General features: G+C 64.8%; 22 protein-coding genes and 1 tRNA gene. 15 read left to right on the forward strand and 8 right to left on the reverse strand.

Features of this window, described 5'->3' with window-relative positions; genetic code table 11:
• The first annotated feature begins 4 nt into the window (after positions 1–4).
• A complete protein-coding gene (locus J1M86_RS04980) occupies positions 5–388 on the forward strand; it encodes a nuclear transport factor 2 family protein (protein ID WP_075838474.1) in 384 nt (127 codons plus the stop codon).
• A gap of 28 nt (positions 389–416) precedes the next feature.
• On the opposite strand, the gene J1M86_RS04985 is transcribed toward J1M86_RS04980, so the two are convergent.
• Positions 417–1,325 carry an EamA family transporter gene (locus J1M86_RS04985; RefSeq protein ID WP_206509019.1) on the reverse strand — a complete coding sequence of 303 codons (909 nt, stop codon included), beginning with the start codon at positions 1,323–1,325 and terminating at the stop codon, positions 417–419.
• Positions 1,326–1,397: 72 nt separating this feature from the next.
• Between J1M86_RS04985 and J1M86_RS04990 the strand changes: the two genes are divergently transcribed.
• Positions 1,398–2,300, forward strand: a complete 903-nt coding sequence (locus tag J1M86_RS04990; protein ID WP_075838473.1) for a LysR family transcriptional regulator — start codon at positions 1,398–1,400, stop codon at positions 2,298–2,300.
• On the opposite strand, the gene J1M86_RS04995 is transcribed toward J1M86_RS04990, so the two are convergent.
• From J1M86_RS04995 to J1M86_RS05010, 4 genes are all read right to left on the reverse strand, one after another.
• Positions 2,278–2,655, reverse strand: coding sequence for an SHOCT domain-containing protein (locus tag J1M86_RS04995; RefSeq protein ID WP_075838515.1), 378 nt, complete (start codon positions 2,653–2,655; stop codon positions 2,278–2,280). The two genes, J1M86_RS04990 and J1M86_RS04995, sit on opposite strands and share 23 nt — an antisense overlap.
• Positions 2,656–2,799: 144 nt before the next feature.
• The gene (gene leuA, locus J1M86_RS05000) at positions 2,800–4,611 is read right to left on the reverse strand and encodes a 2-isopropylmalate synthase (RefSeq protein WP_206509020.1); all 1,812 of its coding nucleotides are present in this window, start codon (positions 4,609–4,611) and stop codon (positions 2,800–2,802) included.
• Positions 4,612–4,787: 176 nt separating this feature from the next.
• Positions 4,788–5,015 (reverse strand): hypothetical protein, encoded by a 228-nt coding sequence (locus J1M86_RS05005; RefSeq protein ID WP_206509021.1) that lies wholly within the window; start codon positions 5,013–5,015, stop codon positions 4,788–4,790.
• Between the two features lie 132 nt (positions 5,016–5,147).
• A complete protein-coding gene (locus tag J1M86_RS05010) occupies positions 5,148–7,820 on the reverse strand; it encodes a LuxR C-terminal-related transcriptional regulator (protein WP_206509022.1) in 2,673 nt (890 codons plus the stop codon).
• A 391-nt stretch (positions 7,821–8,211) separates the two neighbouring features.
• Between J1M86_RS05010 and J1M86_RS05015 the strand changes: the two genes are divergently transcribed.
• A complete protein-coding gene (locus J1M86_RS05015; protein ID WP_206509023.1) occupies positions 8,212–9,477 on the forward strand; it encodes an aspartate kinase in 1,266 nt (421 codons plus the stop codon).
• A 4-nt stretch (positions 9,478–9,481) separates the two neighbouring features.
• Positions 9,482–10,504: an aspartate-semialdehyde dehydrogenase gene (locus tag J1M86_RS05020; protein WP_075838514.1), complete on the forward strand. Its 1,023-nt coding sequence runs from the start codon at positions 9,482–9,484 to the stop codon at positions 10,502–10,504.
• Positions 10,505–10,555: 51 nt separating this feature from the next.
• Here the strand turns inward: J1M86_RS05020 and J1M86_RS05025 are convergent, their stop codons facing one another.
• A complete protein-coding gene (locus J1M86_RS05025) occupies positions 10,556–11,632 on the reverse strand; it encodes an ABC transporter ATP-binding protein (protein ID WP_075838513.1) in 1,077 nt (358 codons plus the stop codon).
• A 238-nt stretch (positions 11,633–11,870) separates the two neighbouring features.
• Here J1M86_RS05025 and J1M86_RS05030 point away from each other — a divergent pair, with 238 nt between their 5' ends.
• From J1M86_RS05030 to J1M86_RS05075, 10 genes are all read left to right on the forward strand, one after another.
• Complete coding sequence (locus tag J1M86_RS05030; protein WP_307786535.1) at positions 11,871–13,676, forward strand: multicopper oxidase domain-containing protein; 1,806 nt, start codon at positions 11,871–11,873, stop codon at positions 13,674–13,676.
• Between the two features lie 166 nt (positions 13,677–13,842).
• Positions 13,843–14,424: a TetR/AcrR family transcriptional regulator gene (locus J1M86_RS05035; protein ID WP_206509025.1), complete on the forward strand. Its 582-nt coding sequence runs from the start codon at positions 13,843–13,845 to the stop codon at positions 14,422–14,424.
• Positions 14,421–15,908 carry an NAD(P)/FAD-dependent oxidoreductase gene (locus J1M86_RS05040; RefSeq protein ID WP_206509026.1) on the forward strand — a complete coding sequence of 496 codons (1,488 nt, stop codon included), beginning with the start codon at positions 14,421–14,423 and terminating at the stop codon, positions 15,906–15,908. Before J1M86_RS05035 ends, J1M86_RS05040 begins: the two co-directional genes overlap by 4 nt.
• Positions 15,905–17,608: a GMC oxidoreductase gene (locus J1M86_RS05045; protein WP_206509027.1), complete on the forward strand. Its 1,704-nt coding sequence runs from the start codon at positions 15,905–15,907 to the stop codon at positions 17,606–17,608. The genes J1M86_RS05040 and J1M86_RS05045 overlap by 4 nt, the downstream gene beginning before the upstream one ends.
• The gene (locus J1M86_RS05050; RefSeq protein ID WP_206509028.1) at positions 17,596–18,246 is read left to right on the forward strand and encodes an acetoacetate decarboxylase family protein; all 651 of its coding nucleotides are present in this window, start codon (positions 17,596–17,598) and stop codon (positions 18,244–18,246) included. Before J1M86_RS05045 ends, J1M86_RS05050 begins: the two co-directional genes overlap by 13 nt.
• A 55-nt stretch (positions 18,247–18,301) precedes the next feature.
• Positions 18,302–18,772 (forward strand): Fur family transcriptional regulator, encoded by a 471-nt coding sequence (locus J1M86_RS05055; protein ID WP_075838469.1) that lies wholly within the window; start codon positions 18,302–18,304, stop codon positions 18,770–18,772.
• 91 nt (positions 18,773–18,863) lie between these two features.
• Positions 18,864–20,405, forward strand: a complete 1,542-nt coding sequence (locus tag J1M86_RS05060) for a catalase (protein ID WP_075838511.1) — start codon at positions 18,864–18,866, stop codon at positions 20,403–20,405.
• A gap of 28 nt (positions 20,406–20,433) precedes the next feature.
• Complete coding sequence (locus tag J1M86_RS05065) at positions 20,434–20,907, forward strand: Dps family protein (protein ID WP_075838468.1); 474 nt, start codon at positions 20,434–20,436, stop codon at positions 20,905–20,907.
• Positions 20,908–20,992: 85 nt separating this feature from the next.
• Positions 20,993–21,670: an HAD family hydrolase gene (locus tag J1M86_RS05070; RefSeq protein ID WP_206509029.1), complete on the forward strand. Its 678-nt coding sequence runs from the start codon at positions 20,993–20,995 to the stop codon at positions 21,668–21,670.
• 94 nt (positions 21,671–21,764) lie between these two features.
• Positions 21,765–23,084, forward strand: a complete 1,320-nt coding sequence (locus tag J1M86_RS05075) for a ClC family H(+)/Cl(-) exchange transporter (protein WP_206509030.1) — start codon at positions 21,765–21,767, stop codon at positions 23,082–23,084.
• Positions 23,085–23,137: 53 nt separating this feature from the next.
• Here the strand turns inward: J1M86_RS05075 and J1M86_RS05080 are convergent.
• Positions 23,138–23,211 (reverse strand) — tRNA-Pro (locus J1M86_RS05080).
• An 18-nt stretch (positions 23,212–23,229) separates the two neighbouring features.
• Entirely contained in the window at positions 23,230–24,168 is a 939-nt protein-coding gene (locus tag J1M86_RS05085) for a metallophosphoesterase (RefSeq protein ID WP_206509156.1), read from the reverse strand.
• Between the two features lie 146 nt (positions 24,169–24,314).
• On the opposite strand from J1M86_RS05085, the gene J1M86_RS05090 reads away from it, so the two are divergent.
• Positions 24,315–24,791 carry a GatB/YqeY domain-containing protein gene (locus J1M86_RS05090; RefSeq protein WP_075838466.1) on the forward strand — a complete coding sequence of 159 codons (477 nt, stop codon included), beginning with the start codon at positions 24,315–24,317 and terminating at the stop codon, positions 24,789–24,791.
• Positions 24,792–24,822: the final 31 nt, after the last annotated feature.

Consider the following 24,822-nt stretch of genomic DNA (forward strand, 5'->3'; position numbering starts at 1 on the left):
TCGCATGGTCCCAGCTGCCGATGTCGTCCGTAAGACCGTCGACGCCTATGTCCAGGCCGTCGCGCACGGGACCGTCGATGACATTCTTGCCCTGTACGCCGATGGAGCGACCGTGGAAGATCCGGTCGGTACCGAGGTCAGGACGACCGAGCAGGCGATCAGGGAGTTCTACGCGGTTCTGGAGCCCTTGGAGCAGTCGGCGGAACTTCTCGCGTGCAAGATCGCTTCCAACTCTGCGGCTTTCCACTTCAGGCTGGTGTCCAAATTCGGGGAGAACACGTTCGAAGTGGCGCCCATCGACGTGATGGAATTCGACGACGACGGCAGAATCACATCGATGCGGGCGTATTGGTCGCCCGAGGATCTGGTCCAGCTTTCTGGAAACTGACGGAACGCCCAGATCGCAGTCAGCGACATCACACCCGCAGTGGCTCGGCCAACGGCGCGGGGGCTGCGGCGGCGCGCCTGCTTGCCATTCCTCCCACGCTTCCGACGATGACGACGGCTGCCCCGATCAGTGACAGCACGGTGGGTATCTCGGCCAGGAATATCCACGCCGCCCCGATTCCGACGACGGGGACCAGCAGTGAGAACGGTGCGACGACTCCAGCGGGGTTGCGGCTGATGAGCACGGTCCACAGGCCTGATCCAGCGATGGTGCCCACGAGCACGATGTAGGCCAGTCCGGCAAGCGCGGGCCACCCGGTTGCGCTGAACGACTCTGCGAGCGCGCGCCACCCCGTTGTCGGTCCCTCGGTGGCTGCGGACAGGGCGAGCATCGGGATCGGCGGGACGACGCACATCCACAACATCAGTCGCATCGGTTCGGTCGACTTCGCCAGGCGGTTGCCCAGGTTGCCGAAAGCCCAGCCCAGTCCCGCGAGCAGCGTCAGGACAACGGGAACGAGTGAGGCTGCCTGCGAGCGGTCGTATCCGATGAGACACATACCGGCGATGGCGATGGTGATACCGAGGATCTGGCGTCGGCTCACGTGTTCCCGCAGTAGAAGCGCGCCGAGAACGATGGTGAACGGTGCCGAGGATTGCAGCACGAGGGAGGCGAGACCGGTGGGCATGCCGGCGTTCATCGCGGCGAAGAGGAATGCGAACTGGGCGAATCCGAATCCGAAGCCGTACAGCAGCAGCCACTTGATCGGGACGTCGGGGCGTCGCACGAAAAGGAGTACGGGGACGGCGATGACCAGGAAGCGCAGTCCAGCGAAGAAGAACGGTGGGAAGTGGTCGAGTCCGACGCGGATGGCGAGGAAGTTCAGTCCCCACAGCACGGCGACGGTCAGTCCGAGGAGGCGGTCGCGTGTGTTCACGTGATCCATGGTGGATGCCAGCATGCATCAGGACAATCGAATAAAAGTGCAATGACACTTAAGATTCTCTACATGAACCTCGAGCGTCTACGCATCCTGCGCGAGTTGGCCGACCGCGGCACCGTGGGCGCGACGGCCGCAGCACTGTCGTTGACACCGTCGGCCGTGTCGCAGCAACTCAAGCTGCTAGCCAAAGAGGCCGGCGTGAAGTTGCTGGAACCGGACGGTCGACGGCTGCGACTGACCGACGCCGGTCGAGCGCTCGTATTGCGTGCCGACGAGGTTCTCGCTGCGCTCGATCGCGCGGCTGCCGAGATGGCCTCCTACAGCGCCTCACCTCGTGGACGCGTGCGCGTGGCACTCTTCCCCTCGGGTGCGGCCCTGTTGCTGCCGGGCGTGTTCGAGCGACTGCTGGGCAGCGAGATCCTCCTCGACGCCAGCGACGAGGATGTGCCCGCCTCTGCCGTCCCGGTCTTGCTCGCCGATTACGACGTCGTACTGACGCATCGAGACGAGCGTGCGCCCGCCACCGCTGGTCCCCGAATCGAGGTGACGGCGCTGATGCGGGAGCCGATCGATCTCGTGCTCCCTGCGGGTCATCGCCTGGCCGGCCAGGATTCGGTCGATGTACGCCAGCTCGCCGACGAAAGGTGGATCAGCGTTCGCGGCGGATTCCCCGTCGACGACGTCCTGCTGTCGGTCGCCGCAGCGACCGGCGTCGCACCGCGGGTGGTGCAGCGTATCAACGACTTTCGTGTCACCGAGGAGCTCGTTGCGCGCGGACACGGCGTAGCGCTGTTGCCGCGCTACGCCGTGGTGCACCCCTCGCTGGTGCGGCTGCCGCTGTCCGGAGTGCGGGCCGGTCGGATCTACGAACTGGCGACCCGGCCCGGTGCGCGTGCACTCCCGGCGGTGTCCGCGGTGATAGAGGCCTTTCGTGGTGAGGTGGCCGCTACTGCAACGCCTTTGCCTTGAGCTGTCCGAATTCCTCTTCGGTGATGGTTCCCTTGTCCAGCAGCGTCTTGGCGTGCGCGATCTCCTCGGCCGACGTGCGTCCCGCGACCTGCCTGATGTACTGGTCCTGCTCGTCCTTCGCTTCCTGCATGGCCGCGACCTGACGCTTGGACATGCCGTCACCCTTGGCGATGAGGTAGATCAACGCGGTCAGGAACGGAGCAACAATGAGGAAGAACACCCAGATGGCCTTGACCCAGCCCGAGCTCTTGTGGTCCCGGAACAGATCGCCGATGATCGAGAAGAGCACCATGAGGTACGCGATGAACGCGAAGCTCACGATGATGAGCCACAAAAAATCCCAGAACGAGTCCACGATGACAGCTCCATTTCCGCTGGTGAAAGATCCAGCGCAATAGTCGCACCGTGGCGGGGTCAAGATCATCATCCGAAACAGGTGAGATCGAGGTTGTGCTGTGTTTCCGGCGACTATCCGTGCACAACCTCGATCTCGGCGGGGCTACTTCAGGGCGCGGTTGACGGCCGACACCACGGCCCGGAGCGAGGCGGTGGTGATCGACGTCGCGATACCTGCCCCCCACACCGTGACTGCGCTGCCGTCGGGCCCGGTGACCGATGCTTCGACATAGGCGGCCGCCTGCGCGTCGTCGCCCGCCGACATGGCGTGCTCCGAGTAGTCCAGAACGCTGACGCCGTAACCGACGGTGGAGAGTGCGTCGACGAACGCTGCGAGCGGGCCGTTGCCGGAACCGGAAATGTCCTGCTCGACGCCCTCGAGCTTGACCGTCGCGACGATGGAGTCGGTGCCGCCGTCGGTCTCCGCAGCCGTGACGCGCTGTTTGATGCGTTCGAGCGGACGAATGGGGCTCAGGTATTCCTGGGCGAAGACGTCCCACATCTCCTTCGGCGAAACCTCGCCACCCTCACCGTCGGCGATGCGTTGCACGGCTTGCGAGAACTCGATCTGCAGCCGACGCGGCAGCGCGAGGCCGTGGTCGGACTTCATGATGTACGCGACGCCGCCCTTGCCGGACTGCGAGTTGACGCGGATGACCGCCTCGTAGGTGCGGCCTACGTCCTTCGGATCGATCGGCAGATACGGAACCTGCCACGTGATCTCGGAGACATCCGAATCTTGTTCGTCTGCAGTCGCTTTCATTGCGTCGAGACCCTTGTTGATCGCGTCCTGGTGGCTACCGGAGAACGCGGTGTAGACCAGATCGCCGCCGTAGGGGTGGCGTTCGGGCACCAGCAGCTGGTTGCAGTACTCGACGGTGCGCCGTACCTCGTCGATGTTGGAGAAGTCGATCTGCGGATCGACGCCGCGCGTGTACAGGTTGAGTCCCAGCGTCACCAGGCACACGTTGCCGGTGCGCTCGCCGTTACCGAACAGGCACCCTTCGATGCGGTCGGCGCCGGCCTGGTAACCCAGTTCCGCTGCGGCCACGCCAGTTCCGCGGTCGTTGTGCGGATGCAGCGACAGGATGATGCTGTCGCGGCGATCGAGATTGCGGCTCATCCACTCGATGGAGTCGGCGTACACGTTCGGGGTTGCCATCTCGACCGTCGCCGGCAGATTCAGAATGATCGGCTTGGCCGGAGAGGGATCGATGACGTCGACCACCGCGTCGCACACCTCCTTGGCGTACGCCAGCTCGGTGCCGGTGTACGACTCGGGGGAGTACTCGTACCGCCACTCCGTATCCGGGTAGTTCGCCGCGACCTCGAGGCACTTGCGTGCGCCGTCGGTGGCGATCTTGGTGATGGTCTCGCGTTCGGCGCGGAAGACCACCCGGCGCTGCAGGATGGACGTCGAATTGTAGAAGTGCACGATGACGCTGCGTGCGCCCTCGCAGGCGAGGAAGGTGCGCTCGATGAGCTCCGGTCGGCACTGCGTCAGCACCTGGATGGTGACGTCATGGGGAATGGCGCCGTCCTCGATGATCTCGCGGACGAAGTCGAAATCGGTCTGGCTGGCCGACGGGAAGCCGACCTCGATCTCCTTGTAACCCATGCGCACGAGCAGGTCGAACATCCGGCGTTTGCGGGCCGGACTCATCGGGTCGATCAGGGCCTGGTTGCCGTCCCGTAGGTCTACCGCGCACCACTGCGGGGTGCGGTCGATGATTTTGTCGGGCCACGTGCGGTCGGCCAGCGTGACTGGCTCGACCTCCTCCGCGAACGGGCGGTAGCGGTAGGTCGGCATCGAGGAATTCTTCTGCGTGTTCCACACGGGCTGATCGCTCGGTGCGGGACGCGAGGGTGGGGTGATGGTGCGCGATCCGGATGTGAATGCGTCGGCTGGTGACATTGGCTTTGATCTCCGAGGTTATTACCTGAAATGGTTATCGACCGGCGCGAAGAACCCCGCGACGGGAAGCCAGTCTGTGTCAGACCCCGTCGCGGCGATCGAGGAGGAGCGCGCGCTGCATAACGCCGAGTGTACTACCGCACACACCCTCCGCACCCGTGGGTTGACCGAACCGGTCAGTCCGGCAACCTGCGCAGTTCGACGACGGTCAGCCCCAGGGCGTCGAATCGCGCCAGCATGCCGCGCAGCGCCGTGTCGTCCTCGAGCGGCCCGAACAATCGCGTGCAGGGATACGGCGTCCTTGCCACGGCCAGATCGGGGAATGCGGCTTTGGTGCGGTCGGTCATGTCGCCTTCGACGACGAACTCGTAGCGCACCGGATGTGTGTCGGCGGGCTGAGCCATGGTCGTGCTCCTCGTCGGGTCCGCAAGGATCGTGATTACTTGGGGCCGGGCTACCGGCGTCACTATCAGCGTCCATCCACCGCGCCCGGTCGGCATCACCCGCAGGAGATGAGTAATGCGGGGCTGCTGTGCTCAGAGCAGACCAAGTTCGTGTGCCGTGGCAATGGCGTCACGACGAGAGCGCACCTCGAGCTTGCGATAGATCCCTCGTAGGTGTGTCTTGACGGTGTTCACCGATACGAAATGGTCGGCAGCGATCTGCTCTGCGGTTCGCCACGATGGCAGTTCCCGGAGTAGTTCGAGCTCCCGGCGAGTCAATGCTCCCGAGGTTCGGCGAGCGGTCATGTTCGCGTCCTGCGGGACCGCGGCGCGCGCGAGGTCCGCAAAGGACTCGAGGGCGCCGAAGCGCCCATGGTTGTGCGAGAGAATGTCGCGAATGGGCCGGCCGGCTTCGGCGAAGGGCAGAAGAATGTTCTCCGGTTCCGCAATCGCCAAAGCCCGCACCACCGTGTCGAACGCCCGAGTGGGATGCGCACGCGCTGCTGCCACGCACGCCGAGGCGAGGAGTGCGCGCACGAGCGTGACCTGGTTGAGGCAGCGGCGGCTGCCGGTGATCACCGCGTTCAGTTCGGTATCGGCGGCGTCGAGTCGGCCGTTGAAGCGATGCACCTCCGCGGCGAGCACCGAGACCTCCCCGACTCGTCCGAGCCGCCGAGCCGTGAGTTCGACCAGTTCGGTGGCGCGATGCACCTGCCCGGACGCCAGGTAGCGGTGGGCGATCATCGGAACCAGCAGACCCTCGAAGGCAGGAACGACCGGAAGATCGAACTCGAGCCTCTCCCGGTCATGACGCCCGTGGTTCTCACCTGCAGCGAGGGATGCCTCGCGCGCGTTCGACGCCCGCGCTGCCTCGACAACCCAGTGCGCACGGCGTCCGTACTCTGCGACTGCGGGAACGGGTGATCCGGTGAAGGCTGCCCAGACGTCCTCCGGATTCGGTGTCGATGTCGGATCCAGCCGCACGGCCGCAACGATCAGATCGATCGACTGGTTCATTGCGTATACGGGTGAATCGAGGAGGCGGTACTTCAGTGCGTACTTCCGGCCCTGTTCTGCGGTGCCCAACGCATCGCTGAGGTGCCCGGCCAGAAACTGGCATCCGGCCTCGAGCGTCAGGCAGGCCAGGACGGTGAGGTGGAGGTTGCCGGCCCTGGCATTGGCCGCTGCGTCCGACAAGGACTGCTGTGCGGCGGTGAATCGACTCAGGTGCAGGTGGGCCAGACCTACCACCATCAGCGTGTACGCATCGAGTTCGGGTGAACCGGACGCTCCCACGTCGAGTTGCTCGAGGCGGTCCAGCGCTGCCGAGGTATTTCCGGCCCCGAGAGTCGCATGCAGCTCGAGTGCCCGACGCAGCATCTCGGCATCGCGATCTCCGTGCGGCGTGTAGTTCGCGCGTCGGAGTGCGGACAGTATCGACACCGCCGGGGCAGTGTTGCCCTCGGCCATCAGAGCCGCCGCGGAAATCAGCGACGCGGTGGGGTCGCGTCGGACGTCGACGGGGCTGTGCTCGATGGCGCTGAGTACCTCGGCTGAGTTGCCGCGCAACACCATCCCGAGTCCGGATTCGACCAGGATCGCCAGAATCGCCGGGCAATCGCCGGCGTGAACGCTGTGCGAGAGCGCTTGCAGTGGTTGCCGATAGTCGTTGAACCAGGACGACGCGACGCGCTCGAGGTTGCGTATCTGAGCTGCACCGAGGCGCGCGATCTCGGCGCGCAGATACTCGCGCATCAGCGGGTGGTATCGATAGACGGGCTCCGATTCGGGGATCCGGTCGAGGAGAAAATTCTGCGCGATGAGGTCGTCGAGGATGTCCTGTGCATGCGGGTTGCCGGTGAGTCGCTCCGCTAGATCGGTTGTGAACCATTCCGGCACAGAGGTTTCCAGTAGAAATGTGCGAACCTCTGCGGTCAGGTGCGACAGAATCTCGCCGACGAGATAGTCGGCCACGCTGTGCTGCGAGCCGGTGAATGCCTCGATCACTTCCGGTGGGCGCTGTGAACCCGTGAGCGCCATTGCTGCCAGGCGCAATCCCGCCGCCCAGCCTTCGGTTCTGTTCATCAGCTTGGCGGAGTCACTCGGATCGAGCTCGATAGCCGACCGCGCGAACAGCTGTGAGGCCTCGTCCTCGGTGAAGGCTACGGCCGAGGGTGAGATGTCGTGCACGAGGCCGTCGAGGCGCAGCTTCTGTAGTGCCAGTGGTGGCTCGAACCGGCCCGCGACGATGGTCCGGACATTGCGCGGCGGCCAGCGCAGGAAGTTGCCGAGGACGGTGAGCATGTCGTTCTCGTGCAGGAGGTGGCAGTCATCGAGAATCAGCGTGATGTGCTCGTCGACGGATTCGAGCGCATCGACCAGAGCGGCGGTGAAATTCGCGTACGACGGATCGTCGGCGGTGGGCAGTGACTCGACGGCCGCGGCCAGGGCGGCCGATCCGGACTGTGAGAACGTCGAGACGATGACCTCGCGCAGATGCGCGAGGTCATTGTCGGATTCATCGACAGTGAGCCATGCGATCGCCTCGGCGTCGAGCGCGCGGCTGGTGGCAGAGCGGCGTGCTGCTACCCAGTCGGCGAGCAACGTCGTCTTGCCTGCACCGGCAGGCGCCGTCAGCAGCGTGACCGTACTGGCAGTGTCGGCGCGGTCGAGGAGATCGAGCAAGCGTCGACGTCGAATGGTGGACCGGCCGGGCGCCGGCACGCGACTGCGCAGCGTGGGCGTGGAGTAGGGCAACGTGGTCATACGCAACCCTCTCCCGACTGACAAGGCGCAAGCGATGTGGCGGACGGCCCAATAGTATTACGTTCCTTACGGTTTGGGGTGCCAACACTGTAAATCGGGTGGCCCGGTCTGTTTTGTCGAGGCTTGTGTGTTCTCGATGCCGGATTCGTTGGCCTTTTTCGCATCTGGCGCCCGGGAAATGGCGTCCGAAGCGGACGGGGCCTCGGAATCGCTTCGGGTCTCTTTGTTCGAACGGGCCCAGGATTTCGAGTCGGGAGCGTCTGTGCCGGAATCGTCGCAGGTCAGAGGTGGTGCCGGTGTACCCGCGGCGCGGATCGGACCCGGAACTCGGTAAGGTAGCCAGGCCAGATGCACCAGCAATCGCACCCGAAAGCAGCGGAGGTACACACGCGTGGCTCTCATCGTCCAGAAGTACGGGGGATCGTCGGTGGGCACCGCCGAACGTATCCGACGCGTCGCTGAACGAATCGTCGAGACCAAGAAGGCCGGCAACGACGTCGTCGTCGTGGTCTCCGCGATGGGTGACACCACCGACGAGCTACTCGATCTCGCACAGCAGGTGTGCCCGGCGCCACCGGCGCGCGAGATGGACATGCTGCTCACCTCCGGCGAGCGTATCTCGAACGCACTCGTAGCGATGGCGATCGCCTCGCTCGGCGCCGAGGCGAGGTCGTTCACCGGCTCGCAGGCCGGCGTGGTCACCACCAGCGTGCACGGCAACGCCAAGATCATCGACGTCACACCGGGTCGTGTTCGGAGCGCCCTGGACGAAGGATCGATTGTGCTCGTCGCCGGTTTCCAGGGCGTCAGCCAGGACAGCAAAGACGTCACGACGCTCGGTCGCGGCGGCTCCGACACCACCGCCGTTGCGCTCGCGGCCGCGCTGAACGCCGACGTATGCGAGATCTACACAGATGTCGACGGCATCTTCACCGCCGATCCGCGCATCGTGCCCAACGCACGTCACCTCGACACCGTCTCGTTCGAGGAGATGCTCGAGATGGCTGCCTGCGGCGCCAAGGTGCTCATGCTGCGCTGCGTCGAATACGCGCGTCGCTACAACGTTCCAGTACACGTTCGGTCGTCGTACACCACCAAACCCGGAACCATCGTCTCCGGATCTATGGAGGACATTCCCGTGGAAGAAGCAATTCTCACCGGCGTCGCACACGATCGCAGCGAGGCGAAGGTCACCGTCGTCGGCATTCCCGACGCGCCCGGCTACGCGGCCAAGGTCTTCCGCGCCGTCGCCGACTCGGAGATCAACATCGACATGGTGTTGCAGGGCGTCTCCAAGGTGGACACCGGCAGGACCGACATCACGTTCACGTGTCCCAGGTCCGACGGCCCGACCGCCGTGGAGAAGCTCACCAAGCTCCAGTCGGAGATCGGCTTCACTCAGGTGCTCTACGACGACCACATCGGCAAGGTCTCGCTCGTCGGTGCCGGCATGAAGAGCCACCCGGGTGTGACGGCGACGTTCTGTGAAGCACTCGCCGACGCCGGCATCAACATCGACTTGATCAGCACCTCGGAGATCCGAATCTCGGTGCTGTGCAGCGATACTCAGCTCGACGACGCGGTCCGCGTGCTGCACGAGGCCTTCGACCTCGGTGGCGAGGACGTCGCGGTCGTACACGCAGGAACAGGACGGTAGAAAAATGACCACAGTTGCAGTAGTAGGTGCCACCGGCCAGGTCGGTGCCGTCATGCGAACACTGTTGGAGCAACGTAACTTCCCCGCCGACACCGTGCGATTCTTCGCCTCGGCTCGGTCTGCGGGCAAGAAGCTGCCGTTCCGCGGGGAAGAGATCATCGTCGAGGACGCATCCACCGCGGACCTCTCCGGCATCGACATCGCGCTGTTCTCCGCGGGGGCGACCCTCTCGCGTGAGCAGGCGCCACGCTTCGCCGAGGCCGGGGCCGTCGTCATCGACAACTCGTCGGCGTTCCGCAAGGACCCCGACGTGCCGCTCGTCGTCAGCGAGGTCAATCCGGAGGAGGCGAAGAATCCCCCGAAGGGCATCATCGCCAACCCCAACTGCACCACCATGGCCGCCATGCCGGTGCTCAAGGTGCTGCACGACGAAGCAGGCCTGACGCGTTTGATCGTCTCGAGCTACCAGGCGGTGTCCGGTAGTGGCCTCGCCGGTGTCGACGAGCTCGCCACCCAGGCACGCGCCGTCATCGACGACGTCGAGAAGCTGGTCCACGACGGTTCCTCGGTGGATTTTCCGGCTCCCGACAAGTACGTCGCGCCCATCGCGTTCAACGTGCTGCCGCTCGCCGGCGCCATCGTCGACGACGGATCGGGCGAGACGGACGAGGATCAGAAGCTCCGCAATGAATCACGCAAGATCCTCGGTCTCCCGGATTTGCTGGTCAGCGGCACCTGCGTGCGCGTACCGGTGTTCACCGGACACTCGCTCTCGATCAACGCCGAGTTCGCTCGGGAGCTGACCGTCGAGCGAGCCCGAGAGTTGCTTGCGTCGGCCCCCGGCGTGGAACTGACCGACGTGCCCACCCCGCTCCAGGCCGCGGGCAAGGATGTTTCTCTCGTCGGCCGTATCCGTCGGGACCCGGGTGCACCCGAGGGCCGCGGTCTCGCACTGTTCGTCTCGGGCGACAACCTGCGCAAGGGCGCGGCGCTGAACACCATTCAGATCGCCGAACTGCTCGTTTAGGCGCCTTCGGCGCATGTGAGTGGAAATACATAGCCCGCTATGTATTTCCACTCACATGCGCGGAGCGCCTTCGCCCGACCCGTCGAAGACGTGCGCATGTGCCTCGTCGAACCGCACGGCCACCACATCGCCCTTCTGGGGTGGGTCACGCCAATCCGCACGCGCGACGATGGTCTGCGTCCGACCGTTGATGTCGGCGCGACCGAAGACGAAGGCCTCCGAACCCAGCTCCTCGACCACATCGATCTCGAGCTTCAATCCCGACGAGACGATCTCGACGTGTTCCGGCCGAATGCCGAACATCACCTCGGAGCCACTGCAGCGGGCGAGGACATCGCGCGGAATCGGAACGACCTGGTCGCCGATCCGCACTCCGCCGTCGGTGATCGGGGCACTGAACAGGTTCATCGACGGGGATCCCATGAACCCGGCGACGAAGACGTTCGCGGGAGTTCGGTACAGCTCGCGCGGTGAGGCGCACTGCTGCAGCGTTCCGCCTTTGAGTACCGCGACGCGGTCGCCCATGGTCATCGCCTCCACCTGATCGTGCGTGACGTACACCGTGGTGGTGGCCAGCCTGCGCTGCAGCTGCGCGATCTGCGTGCGGGTCTGAACTCGGAGTTTCGCGTCCAGATTCGACAGCGGCTCGTCCATCAGAAAGACCTGCGGCTGACGGACGATGGCCCGGCCCATGGCCACGCGCTGGCGTTGCCCTCCCGAGAGCGCCTTCGGCTTCCGATCGAGGTAGTCCTCGAGGTCCAGGAGCTTCGCGGCTTCGAGGACGCGTGTTCGGATCTCCTCTTTGCCGGCTTTGGCGAGCTTGAGCGCGAAGCCCATGTTCTCGGCGACGCTCATGTGCGGGTAGAGCGCGTAGTTCTGGAACACCATCGCGATGTCGCGGTCCTTGGGTTCGGAATGCGTGACGTCCGAGCCGCCGATGAGAATGCGACCGCTGTCGACCTCCTCGAGGCCGGCGAGCATGCGCAGAGATGTGGACTTGCCGCAGCCCGACGGGCCGACGAGAACGAGAAATTCGCCGTCGGCGATCTCGAGGTCGAGGGCGTTGACCGCGGGCACCTCAGAGCCCGGGAAAAGCCTGGTGGCGCGGTCGAACGTGATAGATGCCATGGGTATGTGTGATCCCTCCACCGGCAGGAACGTGCCGGACGATCCGAGTGACGGGTGTCGACGGGTGTCGACGAGGCAACATAGTATGGCGGCGGGAGTGGAGCCTGCGGAACGACCCTGGGTGAAGCTTGCAGTGGAGCCTGCGGAACGACCCTGGGTGAAGCTTGCAGTGGAGCCTGCGGAATGCCGCTGGTATCCATGCCACGGTCTGGGATGGGGAGGGTACGGCTTGAACGAGGTGTCTCGCAGGTCGGCCTTCCGTGCGGCCGGTGTCATGGCGCTCGTTGCGGGGGCGGCAGCGCTCCCGTCCAGTTCTCGGGCTCGCCACGCGTTCGCTGACGACATCTTCGGCGGCAACAGTCCGCTGCTGTTCCACTCTCCGCCGTTGCAACCGTTCCGGGACGAGCTGCCACGGCTGCCGATGCTCACCGGCACCGACCTTTCGCTCGAGGCGCGCAGCAGTGTGCATCGCTTCCATGCCGATCTGCCGGAGGGGCCCACGTTCGGGTACGGCGAATGCAACTACCTGGGCCCGACGATCGAAAGCGTGCAAGGCCAGCCGTGGACGCTGCGGTACACCAACAGCACCGAGGGCAATCCACTCGCCGCCGACGTCGACACCTCCTTGCACGGCCTGAGCGAGCGCGATCGCGAGCAGACAGCGACCACGCTGCACCTGCACGGCGGAATCACGTCGCCCGAGAGCGACGGTCACTCGGAGATGCTCGTGCAGCCGGGGGAGTCCCTCACGCACAAATTCTCGGGGCTCAACGAATCCGCTGGTCTGTGGTACCACGATCACGCTATGTCGATGACGCGCATCAACGTCTATGCCGGTCTTGTCGGTGTCAATCTTGTTCGTGATCAGTTCGATTCGGGTTCGGCAGACAATTCGCTCGGTCTACCGTCCGGTGAATTCGAGGTACCTCTGGTACTGCAGGAAAAGATCATGAATCCCGACGGCAGCATGAGCCTGCGTACCAACATCACCGTGCCGCAAGGCAAGTGGGAAGGTGGCGGTACCGGCGACGTGGGCGTCGTCAACGGAAAGATCTGGCCGACGATGGAAGTCGCGCGAGGGATGTACCGCTTCCGTATCGTCAACGCAGGTTCGTACAGTGTGTGGAATCTGTTTCTCAGCAATCGAATGACGTTCTGGGTCATCGGAAACGACGGCGGTTTGCTCGACGCCCCCGTCCGGACCGAGAGCATCCGCCTGGCTCCCGCTGAACGCGTTGACGTGTTGGTGGACTTCGGATCGGTCGAGCCGGGTGAGGTGATCGAGCTCCGCAACGACGAGCCGCCGCCCGCACAGGCCGCGTCGCTGGGCGCGGTACCGATGCCGCTGTTCTGTCAGTTCAGGGTGGCGTCGGGACGCGGTTTCGCAGGAGAGATCATGACGATGTATCGCGGCGGCAAGGGGCAACCGGCTTTGCTCCCGGAGATACCCCTCGCGCAGGTGCAGCGGACCGTGACGGTCAATCAGCCGTCGGCGGGACTGTCTTTGGCACCGCCGATGATGACACTGAACAATCTTCGCTACAGCGACCCCGATATCGAGATGCCGGCGCAGGGCGCCGTCGAGCAGTGGAACATCGTCAACACCACGCTCGAGCCGCACCCGATCCATCTGCATCTGGTGCACTTTCGCACCCTCGGCCGCGCTCCGGTGGATCTCGCGGCGTACATGCGTGATCACCCGCGGCCCGATATCGGCGTCAAGTGGGCGCCGGAGGTCGAACGCTATGTCACCGGTCCGCTCGCACCGCCGCCGGCGTGGGAAGCGGGGGCGAAGGACACCGTCAACACATACCCCGGCACGGTGACGCGCATTCTGGTGCGTTTCCCGACCGGCGATGAGCTCGGCTTCGATCCCGATGCGACGTTCACGGCGCCTTCCAGCGGCAATCGCTCGAGCCACGACATGGGCCACGGCGCGGGGCACGATATGGGCGCAGGGGCCGAGCTGCAGGGTTACATGTGGCACTGTCACATGCTCGACCACGAGGATCACGAGATGATGCTGCGGTACCGGGTGGTCTGACCCTCTGGGGTCGCGCGGCTTTTCGCACACTTTTCGGCTGTCCGCGCGTGTTGCAGCCTGTGCGAACGACTGAAACCTGCGCGAACAGCCATGCGACCCGCGCTCGCGCACAGCTCACTTACAAGCAGTCTGGACTGTTTGTTGATTTGACGCTATGGTCGCAAGTGTGACCCAAACCACCGAGGTTCCAGAGAGGCGAACCCAAGCCGAACGTACGGCCGGTACGCAGGCGAAACTGCTCGACGCCGCGATCGACTGCCTCGTCGAACTCGGCTTCGCCAAGACCAGCACTCAGGAGATCGCCCGCCGCGCCGGAGTATCGCGCGGCGCTCAGCTGCACCACTTTCCGACCAAGGAATCGCTGGTGACCGCAGCCGTCGGACACCTCGTCGAGAAGCGCCTCGCCGAGATCCTCGAGGCCGATCCCGATCCCGATCGCGGCGTCGAGGTGCTCAGCGAGGCATTCTCCGGCCCACTGTTCTACGCGGCGCTCGAGCTGTGGGTGGCAGCGCGGACCGACCCGGCGCTGCACGAGGCCATGGTCCCGCTGGAGCGTCGGGTCTCCGAGGCGATCATGGGCGGCGCGACCGCGATCATGGGCAGCCGCATGACGAACGAATCGATCGAACTCACCGTCGAATTGGCCCGCGGACTCGCGGTCTCGGCACTCTTCCGCACGCCCGACGCCGATGCTGCGCTTCGGGCCCGACTGCTCCCTGTCTGGGAGTCGAAGGTGGTCACCTCATGACAGTTCCAGAATCGGTACGCGTACTCGTCGTCGGAGCGGGCTTCGCCGGCATCGCCGCCGCAGCACGCATTCTCGACGACGATCCCAGCGCGGACGTGTTGATCATCGAGCGCGCCTCGGAGGTCGGCGGCACCTGGCGAGACAACACCTACCCGGGTTGTGCCTGCGATGTGCCGACCTCGCTGTATTCGTTCTCGTTCGCCCCCAGCCCCGACTGGACGCACACCTTTGCGCGCCAACCGGAGCTTTTCACCTACCTGCGCGGCGTCGTCGATTCGCTCGGCCTGCGTAGCCGGATCGTCTTCGACTGCGAGCTCACCTCCGCGGTGTGGAATCCCGAGCGATCGCACTGGAACGTCGAAACCTCGCAGGGACCGGTGAGCGCCGAAGTACTCGTCGCGGCCACCGGCGCGCTCTCGACACCGAAACTGCCCGATGTTCCGGGCCTCGACATCTTCGGCGGCACCATGTTCCACTCCGCAACGTGGAATCACGATCACGATCTCACCGGGGAACGGGTCGCGGTGATCGGGACCGGCGCCTCGGCGGTGCAATTCGTGCCCGAGATCGTCGACCGGGCCGAGCGGCTCACCGTCTTCCAGCGGACCCCGGCCTGGGTGGTGCCCCGCCTCGACCGAACCCTCGGCAGGCTCGAAAAGGCCATGTACAAGCGGTTCCCGTCGACGCAGAAGGCAGTGCGCGGCGTCATCTACGGCTACCGCGAGGCATATGTCACCGCCCTCGCACATCATCCCAAGGTGCTGCCGCTGATCTCGAACGTCGCGAAGATTCACCTGCGTCGACAGGTCAAGAACCCGGTCAAGCGCGCCGCGTTGACGCCCGACTTTCTTCTCGGCTGCAAGCGCATGCTGCTGTCCAACGACTGGTTGAAGACGCTCGATCGAGACGACGTGGACCTCGTGGCCAGCCGGTTGACCCGGATCACCGAGGACTCGGTGATCGATGCGGACGGTAACTCGTACCCAGTGGACACGATCATTTTCGGCACGGGATTCACCCCCACCGAACCGCCGATTTCGAACGCCCTGGTCAGTACGGACGGTCGCACGCTGGCCGAGCACTGGGGTGGCAGTCCCAACGCTTTCCGCGGCACCACCGTGCACGGATTTCCCAACCTCTTCCTGATGTACGGCCCCAACACCAACCTCGGGCACAGCTCCATCGTCTACATGCTCGAGTCGCAGGCCAACTATGTGGTCGATGCGCTGCGCCGGATGGCCGATCACCGGCTGGCATCGGTGGAGGTCAGCGAACATGCGCAGCAGCAATACAACTCGTGGATTCACGACTCGCTCGCGGGGACGGTGTGGAACTCCGGTGGTTGCTCGAGCTGGTACCTCGATGCTCAGGGGCGCAACCCGGTGATGTGGCCCACGTACACCTTCAAGTTCCGCAACTCGACACGCACATTCGACCTCGGGCACTACGAGGGCGCACCGGCGAAAGAAGGTCAACAGGTATGAGCGACTTCGATGTCCTCGTCATCGGATCTGGATTCGGTGGCAGTGTCGCGGCACTGCGTGCAGTCGAAAAAGGTTACAGCGTTGGAGTTCTCGAATCCGGTCGCCGCTTCACCGACGAGGAGCTACCCAAGACCAGCTGGCGGCTGCGCAAGTATCTGTGGGCACCTGCGCTGGGATGCTATGGACTCCAACGCATTCACCTCCTGCCGGACGTCCTTGTCATGGCGGGAGCGGGTGTCGGCGGCGGATCGCTGAACTACGCCAACACCCTGTATCAGCCGCCCAAGCGATTTTTCGAGGATCCGCAGTGGGCCTCGATCACGGACTGGCACCGCGAACTCGGACCGTACTACGACCAGGCGAAGCGCATGCTCGGCGTCGAGACCAATCCGTCGATCACCCCGTCGGACAAGGTGATGAAAGAGGTCGCCGAGGACATGGGCGTCGGCGACACGTTCGTCAGTACACCGGTCGGCGTCTTCTTCGGCACGCCCGGACAGCCGTCGAAGGACCCGTTCTTCGGCGGCGTCGGTCCCGAGCGGACCGGCTGCACCGAATGCGGGTCGTGCATGACCGGATGCCGCGTGGGTGCGAAGAACACCCTCGTCAAGAACTACCTGTATCTCGCCGAACAGGCAGGGGCCGAGGTGATGCCGTTGACGACCGTCACAGGCGTCCGTCCTGCTCCGGGTGGCGGATACGAGGTGATCACGCGCCGAACCGGTGGAAAGCTACGGCGTAAGGAGACGGTGCTGACGGCCGATCAGGTGGTGTTCGCGGCCGGCACCTACGGAACGCAGAAGCTGATGCTGGCCATGAAGGAAGACCGGATGCTGCCGAAGTTGTCCGATCGAATCGGCAGCAAGGTTCGTACCAACTCCGAGGCCGTGCTCGCCGCGACGGCCCGCGGACGCGAGATCGACTACACCGAGGGCGTGGCAATCACCTCCTCGTTCCATCCCGACGACCACACGCACATCGAACCGGTGCGATACGGCAAGGGCAGCAACGCGATCGGGCTGCTGCAGACCGTTCTCAGCGACGGCGGCGGCCGCACTCCCCGAGTGGTGAAGACCATCGGTGTGGCACTGCGACATCCGGGAGCCGCGTGGCGGAGTCTGTCCGTGCGGCGCTGGTCCGAACGCACCGTCATCGCGCTGGTGATGCAGACCGACGACAACTCCCTCGAACTGGGCTCTAAGAAGGGACTGTTCGGACGACGTCTGACCAGTAAGCCGGGCGCCGGTGACCCGCCGCCGTCGTGGATTCCGCAGGGCCACGAGGCAATCAGGCTCCTCGCCGACAAGATCGGCGGTGATCCTGGTGGGTCCATTGCCGAGATCGTCAACATACCGATGACCGCCCACTTTCTCGGGGGCTGCGCGATCGGCGAAACCGCCGAGCAAGGCGTCGTCGATGCGTATCACCGGGTGTACGGGTACGACGGACTTCACGTCGTCGACGGTTCGGCCATCAGCGCCAACCTCGGTGTCAACCCGTCGCTGACCATCACCGCCCAAGCCGAACGCGCCTTGGCGCTGTGGCCGAACAAGGGCGAGCAGGATCTGCGGCCCGAACTCGGGTCCGCGTACCGTGAGATCCTGCCGACGCCTCCCCGTCGGCCGGTGGTTCCCGCAGCGGCTCCCGGCGCGTTGCGTCTGCCGCTCACAGTGAAAGGAAGCTCGACATGTGGAGCGTGACCGAATCGCAGTCCGAGCGTGTCGAGTGGCCGCAGAGCCCGCCGCCGCCCTGGCCTGCGGATGTTCGAGCGACCATCTGGTTTCACCGCGCGACGGTGTCGGGGCGAGCGTTGCTGCCGACGTCCTCCATCCCGGTGACCATGGTGATGGTGGTCGACTATCTGAGTTCACCGGTTGGCCCGTATCGGGAGATTCTCGCGAGCCCGGTGCTCCGACGCCCCGGTTCCGGCCTGGGGGTGATACCGAGGATGGCAGTGCCGTTCATCGCGGTCGATTCGGAGGAATCGGTGCACGGCGGCCGGTCGCACTGGCATCTGCCGAAGGTGATGGCGGACTTCGACGGCGATGTCCTCGGCGATTTCTCGGCCACGGGTGAGACCTGGGAGGTCCGGACGAGTTCGCGCGGTATCGGTCCTACCTGGCCCATCATGGGTGCGATGGGATTCGCGCAACCGAATGATTCAGTGCTCGAGTTGGGCGGGGCGAAGCTGAAGGGCAAGGCGAGGCTGTGCCGCGTCGATGTCACCGCGAGCGGCCCGACGCTGGGTTCGTGGGTGAAAGCCGGAACCCATTTCGGTCTGCAGATCGTCTCGGGCTCGATGTCCACCGGCCCTGCGACGCAGGTCGACGCGAGGTAGCCACTCCCATGCCCCTTTTCTTGACTTAGTCCAGAAAAGGGGCATACTGGGGAACATGCCCTTGGACGATGTGACTGCGGACCCGGTTGCGCTGCTGCGCTCCGTCGGGTTGCGCGTCACGGGTCCTCGTGTAGCGGTGTTGAACGCGGTTGCAGCCCGACCGCACTCCGACGCCGACGACGTGGCTGCCTCGGTGCGATCCGAGGTCGGTTCGGTGTCGATGCAAGCGGTGTACGACGTGCTGCGCGCCTGCGTGAATGCCGGACTTCTGCGTCGGATCGAGCCGGCAGGCTCACCGGCGCTGTACGAAAGCCGAACCGGCGACAATCACCACCACCTGGTGTGCCGTCAGTGCCACAGGGTGGTCGACGTCGATTGCGTTCTCGGTGCCGCGCCATGTCTGGATCCGTCGGATTCGCAGGGTTTCGTCGTCGACGAGGCCGAGGTGGTGTTCTGGGGCGTCTGTGCCGAGTGTGCGTCCGGACAGGATTCGGCAAGCTCCGTTTCGGTTATATCCACCGAGTAGCACGACACCGACGCACAAGCGTCAATGAATTCTGCCTCTCGAGCCAGCCCCTCGACAGGCTCCAGTGAAGTGATTTTAGGAGGCTTTGCTCATGACCGAGCCGACCACCCAGCCGAAGACCACTCCGGCAACCACGAGTAACTCGGGTATCCCCGTCCCCAGCGACGACCAGTCGTTGACCGCTGGCACGCAGGGCCCGATCCTGCTCCACGACCACTACCTCATCGAGAAGATGGCGCAGTTCAACCGTGAGCGTGTCCCGGAGCGCGTCGTGCACGCCAAGGGTGCGGGCGCATTCGGTGAACTCGAAATCACCGGAGACATCAGCAAATACACCAAGGCCAAGGCGCTACAGCCCGGCGCGAAGACCGAGATGCTCGCGCGTTTCTCCACCGTCGCCGGTGAGCAGGGCAGCCCGGATACCTGGCGCGACCCGCGCGGTTTCTCGCTCAAGTTCTACACCGAGGAAGGCAACTGGGACCTCGTCGGAAACAACACCCCGGTCTTCTTCGTCAAGGATCCGATCAAGTTCCAGGACTTCATCCGCAGCCAGAAGCGCATGCCCGATTCCGGCCTGCGCGACCACAACATGCAGTGGGACTTCTGGACGCTCTCTCCCGAGACCGCGCACCAGGTCACCTGGCTGATGGGTGACCGCGGCATCCCGAAGTCGTACCGCCACATGGACGGATTCGGCTCGCACACTTACCAGTTCATCAATGAAGCCGGTGAGAAGAACTGGGTCAAGTTCCACTTCAAGACCGATCAGGGTATCGACTTCCTGACGCAGGAGAAGGCTGACGAGCTCGCCGGCACCTCGCCCGATCATCATCGACAGGATCTGTTCGGCTCCATCAAGGAAGGTAACTTCCCCAGCTGGACGCTGAAGGTGCAGATCATGCCGTACGAGGACGCGGAGGGCTACAAGTTCAACCCGTTCGACCTCACCAAGGTCTGGTCGCAGAAGGACTACCCGCTGATCGAGGTCGGCAAAATGACGCTCAATCGCAACCCGGAGAACTTCCACGCGCAGATCGAGCAGAGCTCGTTCGAGCCGTCCAACCTGGTTCCCGGAATCGGCGTCAGCCCGGACAAGATGCTGCTCGGCCGCATCTTCTCCTACGCTGACGCGCACCGCTACCGCATCGGTGCGAACTACGCGCAGCTGCCGGTCAACGCGCCGAAGTCGCCGGTGAACTCGTACTCCAAGGACGGGGCGATGCGCTACTCGTTCAACTCCCCGCAGACGCCGGTGTACGCACCCAACTCGTACGGTGGCCCGCACGCGGACACCGCGAAGTACGGCAACGACGGGTCGTGGGACTTCGAGCCGCGCTTCGTCCGCACCGGTTATGTCGAACACCCCGAGGACGGCGACTTCGTCCAGCCCGGGACGCTCTACCGTGAGGTCATGGACGACGGCCAACGCGAACGCCTCGTGGGCAACATCGTCGGGCACGCGCTCAACGGAGTGACCGAGCAAGTCCTGGCGCGAGTGTTCGACTACTGGAAGAACGTCGACGCCGATCTCGGCAAGAAGGTCGAGGAAGGCGTCCGGGCAGGGCAAGGCAATGTCGCACCCACGACAAGCCAGTCGCCGACCACACCCGGAGACGAAGCCGAACAAGTCTAAAGTAGTAACCCCTTACGAGGAGGAATCAATGACCAATCCCATCACCAGCACACTCGACGCCGGCCAGCAGAAGATAGCCGGAGATGCCCTGCAGGGCACCGTCGTCGACCTCATCGACCTGTCCCTGATCGCCAAGCAAGCGCATTGGAACGTCATCGGAAGGAACTTCCGATCGGTTCACCTCGCGCTCGACGAATTAGTCACAGCGGCACGTGAATTCACCGACAGCGCGGCGGAGCGGGCAACCGCGATCGGTGTCAGCCCAGATGGTCGTTCGGCTACGGTTTCCACCACTGCCGGCACCAAAGGGTTCGGCGAAGGCTGGACCAAGGACGATCAGGTGATCGCCGCGGTCGTCGACAACCTGGCGGCCGTGATCGACCGTCTCCGGAGTCGAATTGCCGACACCGAGGCGGCAGACCCGGTCACCCAGGATCTGCTGATCTCCATCACCGCGCGGCTCGAACAGCTGCACTGGATGTGGCAGGCGCAGGTCGACTGAGTCGAAACGTTCTTGGAAAGGGCCCCTCGTTCGCGAGGGGCCCTTTTCGACGTTTCCCCTCCGCTTGGCGGGGTAAGCGACCGTAATGACTTCCGGTTCAGGTGCAGTCCTGTTCGACATCGACGGCACGTTGGTCGACTCGAACTACGTTCACGTCGATACCTGGTCGCGCGCATTCGCCGACGCAGGCATCACGGTGCCGTCGTGGCGTATTCATCGTTGCATCGGAATGGACGGCGGCAAACTGCTCGAGGAACTCGTCGGATCCTCCGACAGTGCGGCCGCGCTGGAAGCGAAGGAGCTGCACAGCTCCTATTACGCCGAGGCGAGCAAGCGCCTGCAGATACTTCCTGGATCACGGGAGTTGTTGCAGCGCATCGAGGATCTGGGCTTGACCGTGGTGCTGGCGACCTCAGCGCCCGAGGACGAGCTCGCCACCCTCCGGGACCTGCTCGATGTCGAGGAAATCGTGTCGGTGGTGACCTCGTCCGAGGATGCGGAGGTCGCCAAGCCGAGTCCCGAGATCATCGGTGTCGCACTCGAGCGTGCAGCAGTGGGCGCCGAGGACGCGGTCATGATCGGCGACAGCGTCTGGGACGTCGAGGCGTCGCGACGCGTCGGCGTGCGCTGCATCGGTGTGCGGTCCGGCGGAATCTCCGAGGCCGAATTACGCGAGGCCGGCGCCGTGGCCGTCTACGACGATCCAGCGGCCATCATCGCCGATCTCGAAGCCGGCCCGATCTGGAGCTTGCCGCGCGCATGAGTCGGATCGAGGGCTGCGTCAGCGGGTTGAAAGCACGCAACACCTGAGATAGTGGATGCCGACGGTATTGGCTTCGTCGGCGTCCAGGAGCGAGATGAACCATGCGGCACGGCACCAGGCCGAGGACAGTCCGGACGCACTCGGCATGTGGCGGCTGTGCTGGGTGGCAGTGGTCTGTGGAGTGGTCATCGGCTTTGTCGGTGGGGCATTTCGATGGTGTCTTCGGCAAGCGGACGAGCGCAGGCTCGAACTCCTCGAGTGGGTGCATTCGGCCCCGGCCCCCGCGCTGTTGATTCCCGTTGCGGTCACCGCTGGTGGAGCGGGATTGGCGGCCTTGATCGTCAGATGGACGCCGCTGGCGGCAGGGAGCGGAATTCAACACGTGGAGGCTGTCGCCAGGGGAGAGTCGCAGGCGCCGCCGCGCAGTGTGCTCCCGGCGAAGTTCATCGGCGGACTGCTCTCGATCGGTTCGGGCCTGGTGCTGGGTCGCGAGGGGCCGACAGTGCACATGGGAGCTGCCATCGGGGCCGAAGCAGGTAGGCGAGCGCGGCTCAGCAGCGCCGACTCCGCATCGATGCAGTCCTCGGTTGCGGGTGCCGGGCTCGCCGTGGCGTTCAACGCCCCCATCGGGGGAGCGGTGTTCGTCTTCGAGGAGGTAACGAAGTCCTTTCGTGCGCGGACCGTGCTGCCCACCCTTATCGCGGTAGCAGTCGGAGTCGGTTGTTCGCGAATGATCAACGGAGACAGGCCCGATTTCTTTGCAGGGGGCGTCGACGCGCCGTCGATTGCGCTACTGCCGTACTTCGTCGTGTTCGGGCTGACGGCAGGAGTCCTCGGCGTTCTGTACAGCAAGATGATTCTCGGCGCGGTCGACGTCGCGGAGAGGTTCGACAACGTTTCTCCCACGGTCCGCGCGGTGCTCATCGGCGCGCTCGTAGGGGCCCTGATGACGTTGGATCAGGGTTACGCCGGCGGCGGAGACGCGGTGGTGCAGTCGCTGATCGGGGGCGGCAATCCGGTTGTGCCCGTCGTCGCCGGGTTTCTCGTCATCCGTTTGATCACCGGGCCTCTGTCCTACGCCTCGGCCACTCCCGGAGGGCTGTTCGCGCCGCTGCTTGCGCTCGGCGCCCTGTGGGGTGCCCTCGTCGCGGGGGTCGGCGACGCTGCCCTGCCGGACATGAACACGCCATCGTTGCCTGCGATGGTCGTCGTCGGAATGGCCGCGCTCTTCGGTGCGGTTGTGCGAGCGCCGATTACCGGGATCGTGATAGTCGTCGAAATGACCGCAGTCACTTCGGTGACAGTCCCCATGCTCGCCGCTACCGCGGCAGCCGTCCTCGTCGCACACCTGGCAGGGTCGCCGCCGATTTACGACAGCCTGCGTCACCGAATGCTCGGCGACGGTCGAAGATGAACGAAAAAAGACCCGCCCGAAGAGTCAGGCGAGTCTTTGTTTCGATCTTGCTGTCGGGGTGGCGGGATTCGAACCCACGACCTCTTCGTCCCGAACGAAGCGCGCTACCAAGCTGCGCCACACCCCGTGTACCGCCTGGAGCAGTCTAGCTCACGACTGCCTCGGAACGCGAAACGGTCTCGTCCGACCCTTCTCGGGGACCCTTGCGTGGTGCAGCGGTGAGTGTCAACAGCGTCGCCTCGGGTCGGCAGCAGAAACGCGCGGGCGCGTAGGGCGATGTGCCGACGCCGGCCGAGACGTGGAGCTGTGTGTGGGCGCCCCACTTCGACGGTCCCTTCACACGTGAGCGGTCGATCTGGCAGTTGGTCACCAACGCGCCGTAGAACGGCAGGCACAGCTGTCCACCGTGGGTGTGACCGGCCAGCACGAGGTCGTATCCGTCGTCGGCGAACTTGTCGAGAACCCGCGGCTCCGGTGAGTGGGTGATACCCAGCCGCAGGTCTGCCAACGGATTGGGTTGACCGGCGATGGTGTCGTAGCGGTCGCGCTTCAGATGCGGATCGTCGACGCCGGCGGAGGCGATGCGCACACCCGCAACCTCGAGCTCGCGGCGCACGTGCGTCACGTCGTGCCAACCGCGCTCGGTGAACGCGGCGCGCAGGTCCCGCCACGGTAGGGACTCGCCGAAGACACGCTTGTGGTCCTTGTTGAAGTACTTCAGCGGGTTCTTCGGCTTCGGGGCGAAGTAGTCGTTGCTGCCGAAGACGAACAGGCCCGGCCGGGACAGCAGCGGCCCGAGCGCCTGAACGACGGCAGGTACCGAACGCATGTGGGACAGATTGTCGCCGGTGTTGACCACCAGGTCCGGTTCCAGGCGGTCCAGCTCGCGGAGCCAATTCTGCTTCAGGCGCTGGCTGGGCATCATGTGCAGGTCGCTGATGTGCAGGACGCGCAGCGGCGACGAGTCGGGATCGAGGACGGCCATCGACGTCTCGCGCAGCGTGAAGGCATTGCGCTCGATGAGGGTGGCATATCCGACGCCCAGTGCGGCGGCGCCGGCCGTGGCGAGGGCGGCGCTCTTCATCGGTGAATCGGCTGCCCCAGCGCGAGCCTTGCCGGCGGCCGCGAGAAGTGCCGAAGCGTTGTTTTTGACGAACACGCTCACCACGATACGGCAGGGTGGGGAATCGACGTGCGGTCTCGGGCCGCGCCCGCGTAGCGTTCTGTCACATGTCAGAACTCAAGCCCGAATTGAAGACCAGGCTCCGATCCGACCTCACCGCGGCGATGAAGGCCAAGGACAAGCTGCGTTTGGCCACATTGCGCATGCTTCTCGCCGCGATCCAGACCGAGGAGGTATCCGGCAAGGAGGCGCACGAACTCACCGACGAGCAGGTGCTGAAGGTGCTCGCCAAGGAGTCGAAGAAACGCGGTGAATCGGCCGAGATCTACACGCAGAACGGACGCGGTGAGCTCGCGGCCACCGAGCACGCGGAAGCCCGGATCATCGACGAGTATCTCCCGACGCCGCTGACGGACGCCGAGCTCGCCGACGTCGCGGACACCGCCATCGCTCAGGTGGCCGAGGAGCTCGGTGAGCGCCCGGGAATGAAGCAGATGGGGCTGGTCATGAAGGCCGCCTCGGCGTTGGCCGCGGGCAAGGCCGACGGCTCTCGTGTGTCCAAGGCGGTCAAGGACCGCCTGTAGGCGCTGACGCGCATGTGCGCGGAAATACACT

Origin of the sequence: Rhodococcus sp. KRD197, assembly GCF_017168235.1 — a bacterium.
GTDB lineage: Bacteria > Actinomycetota > Actinomycetes > Mycobacteriales > Mycobacteriaceae > Rhodococcoides.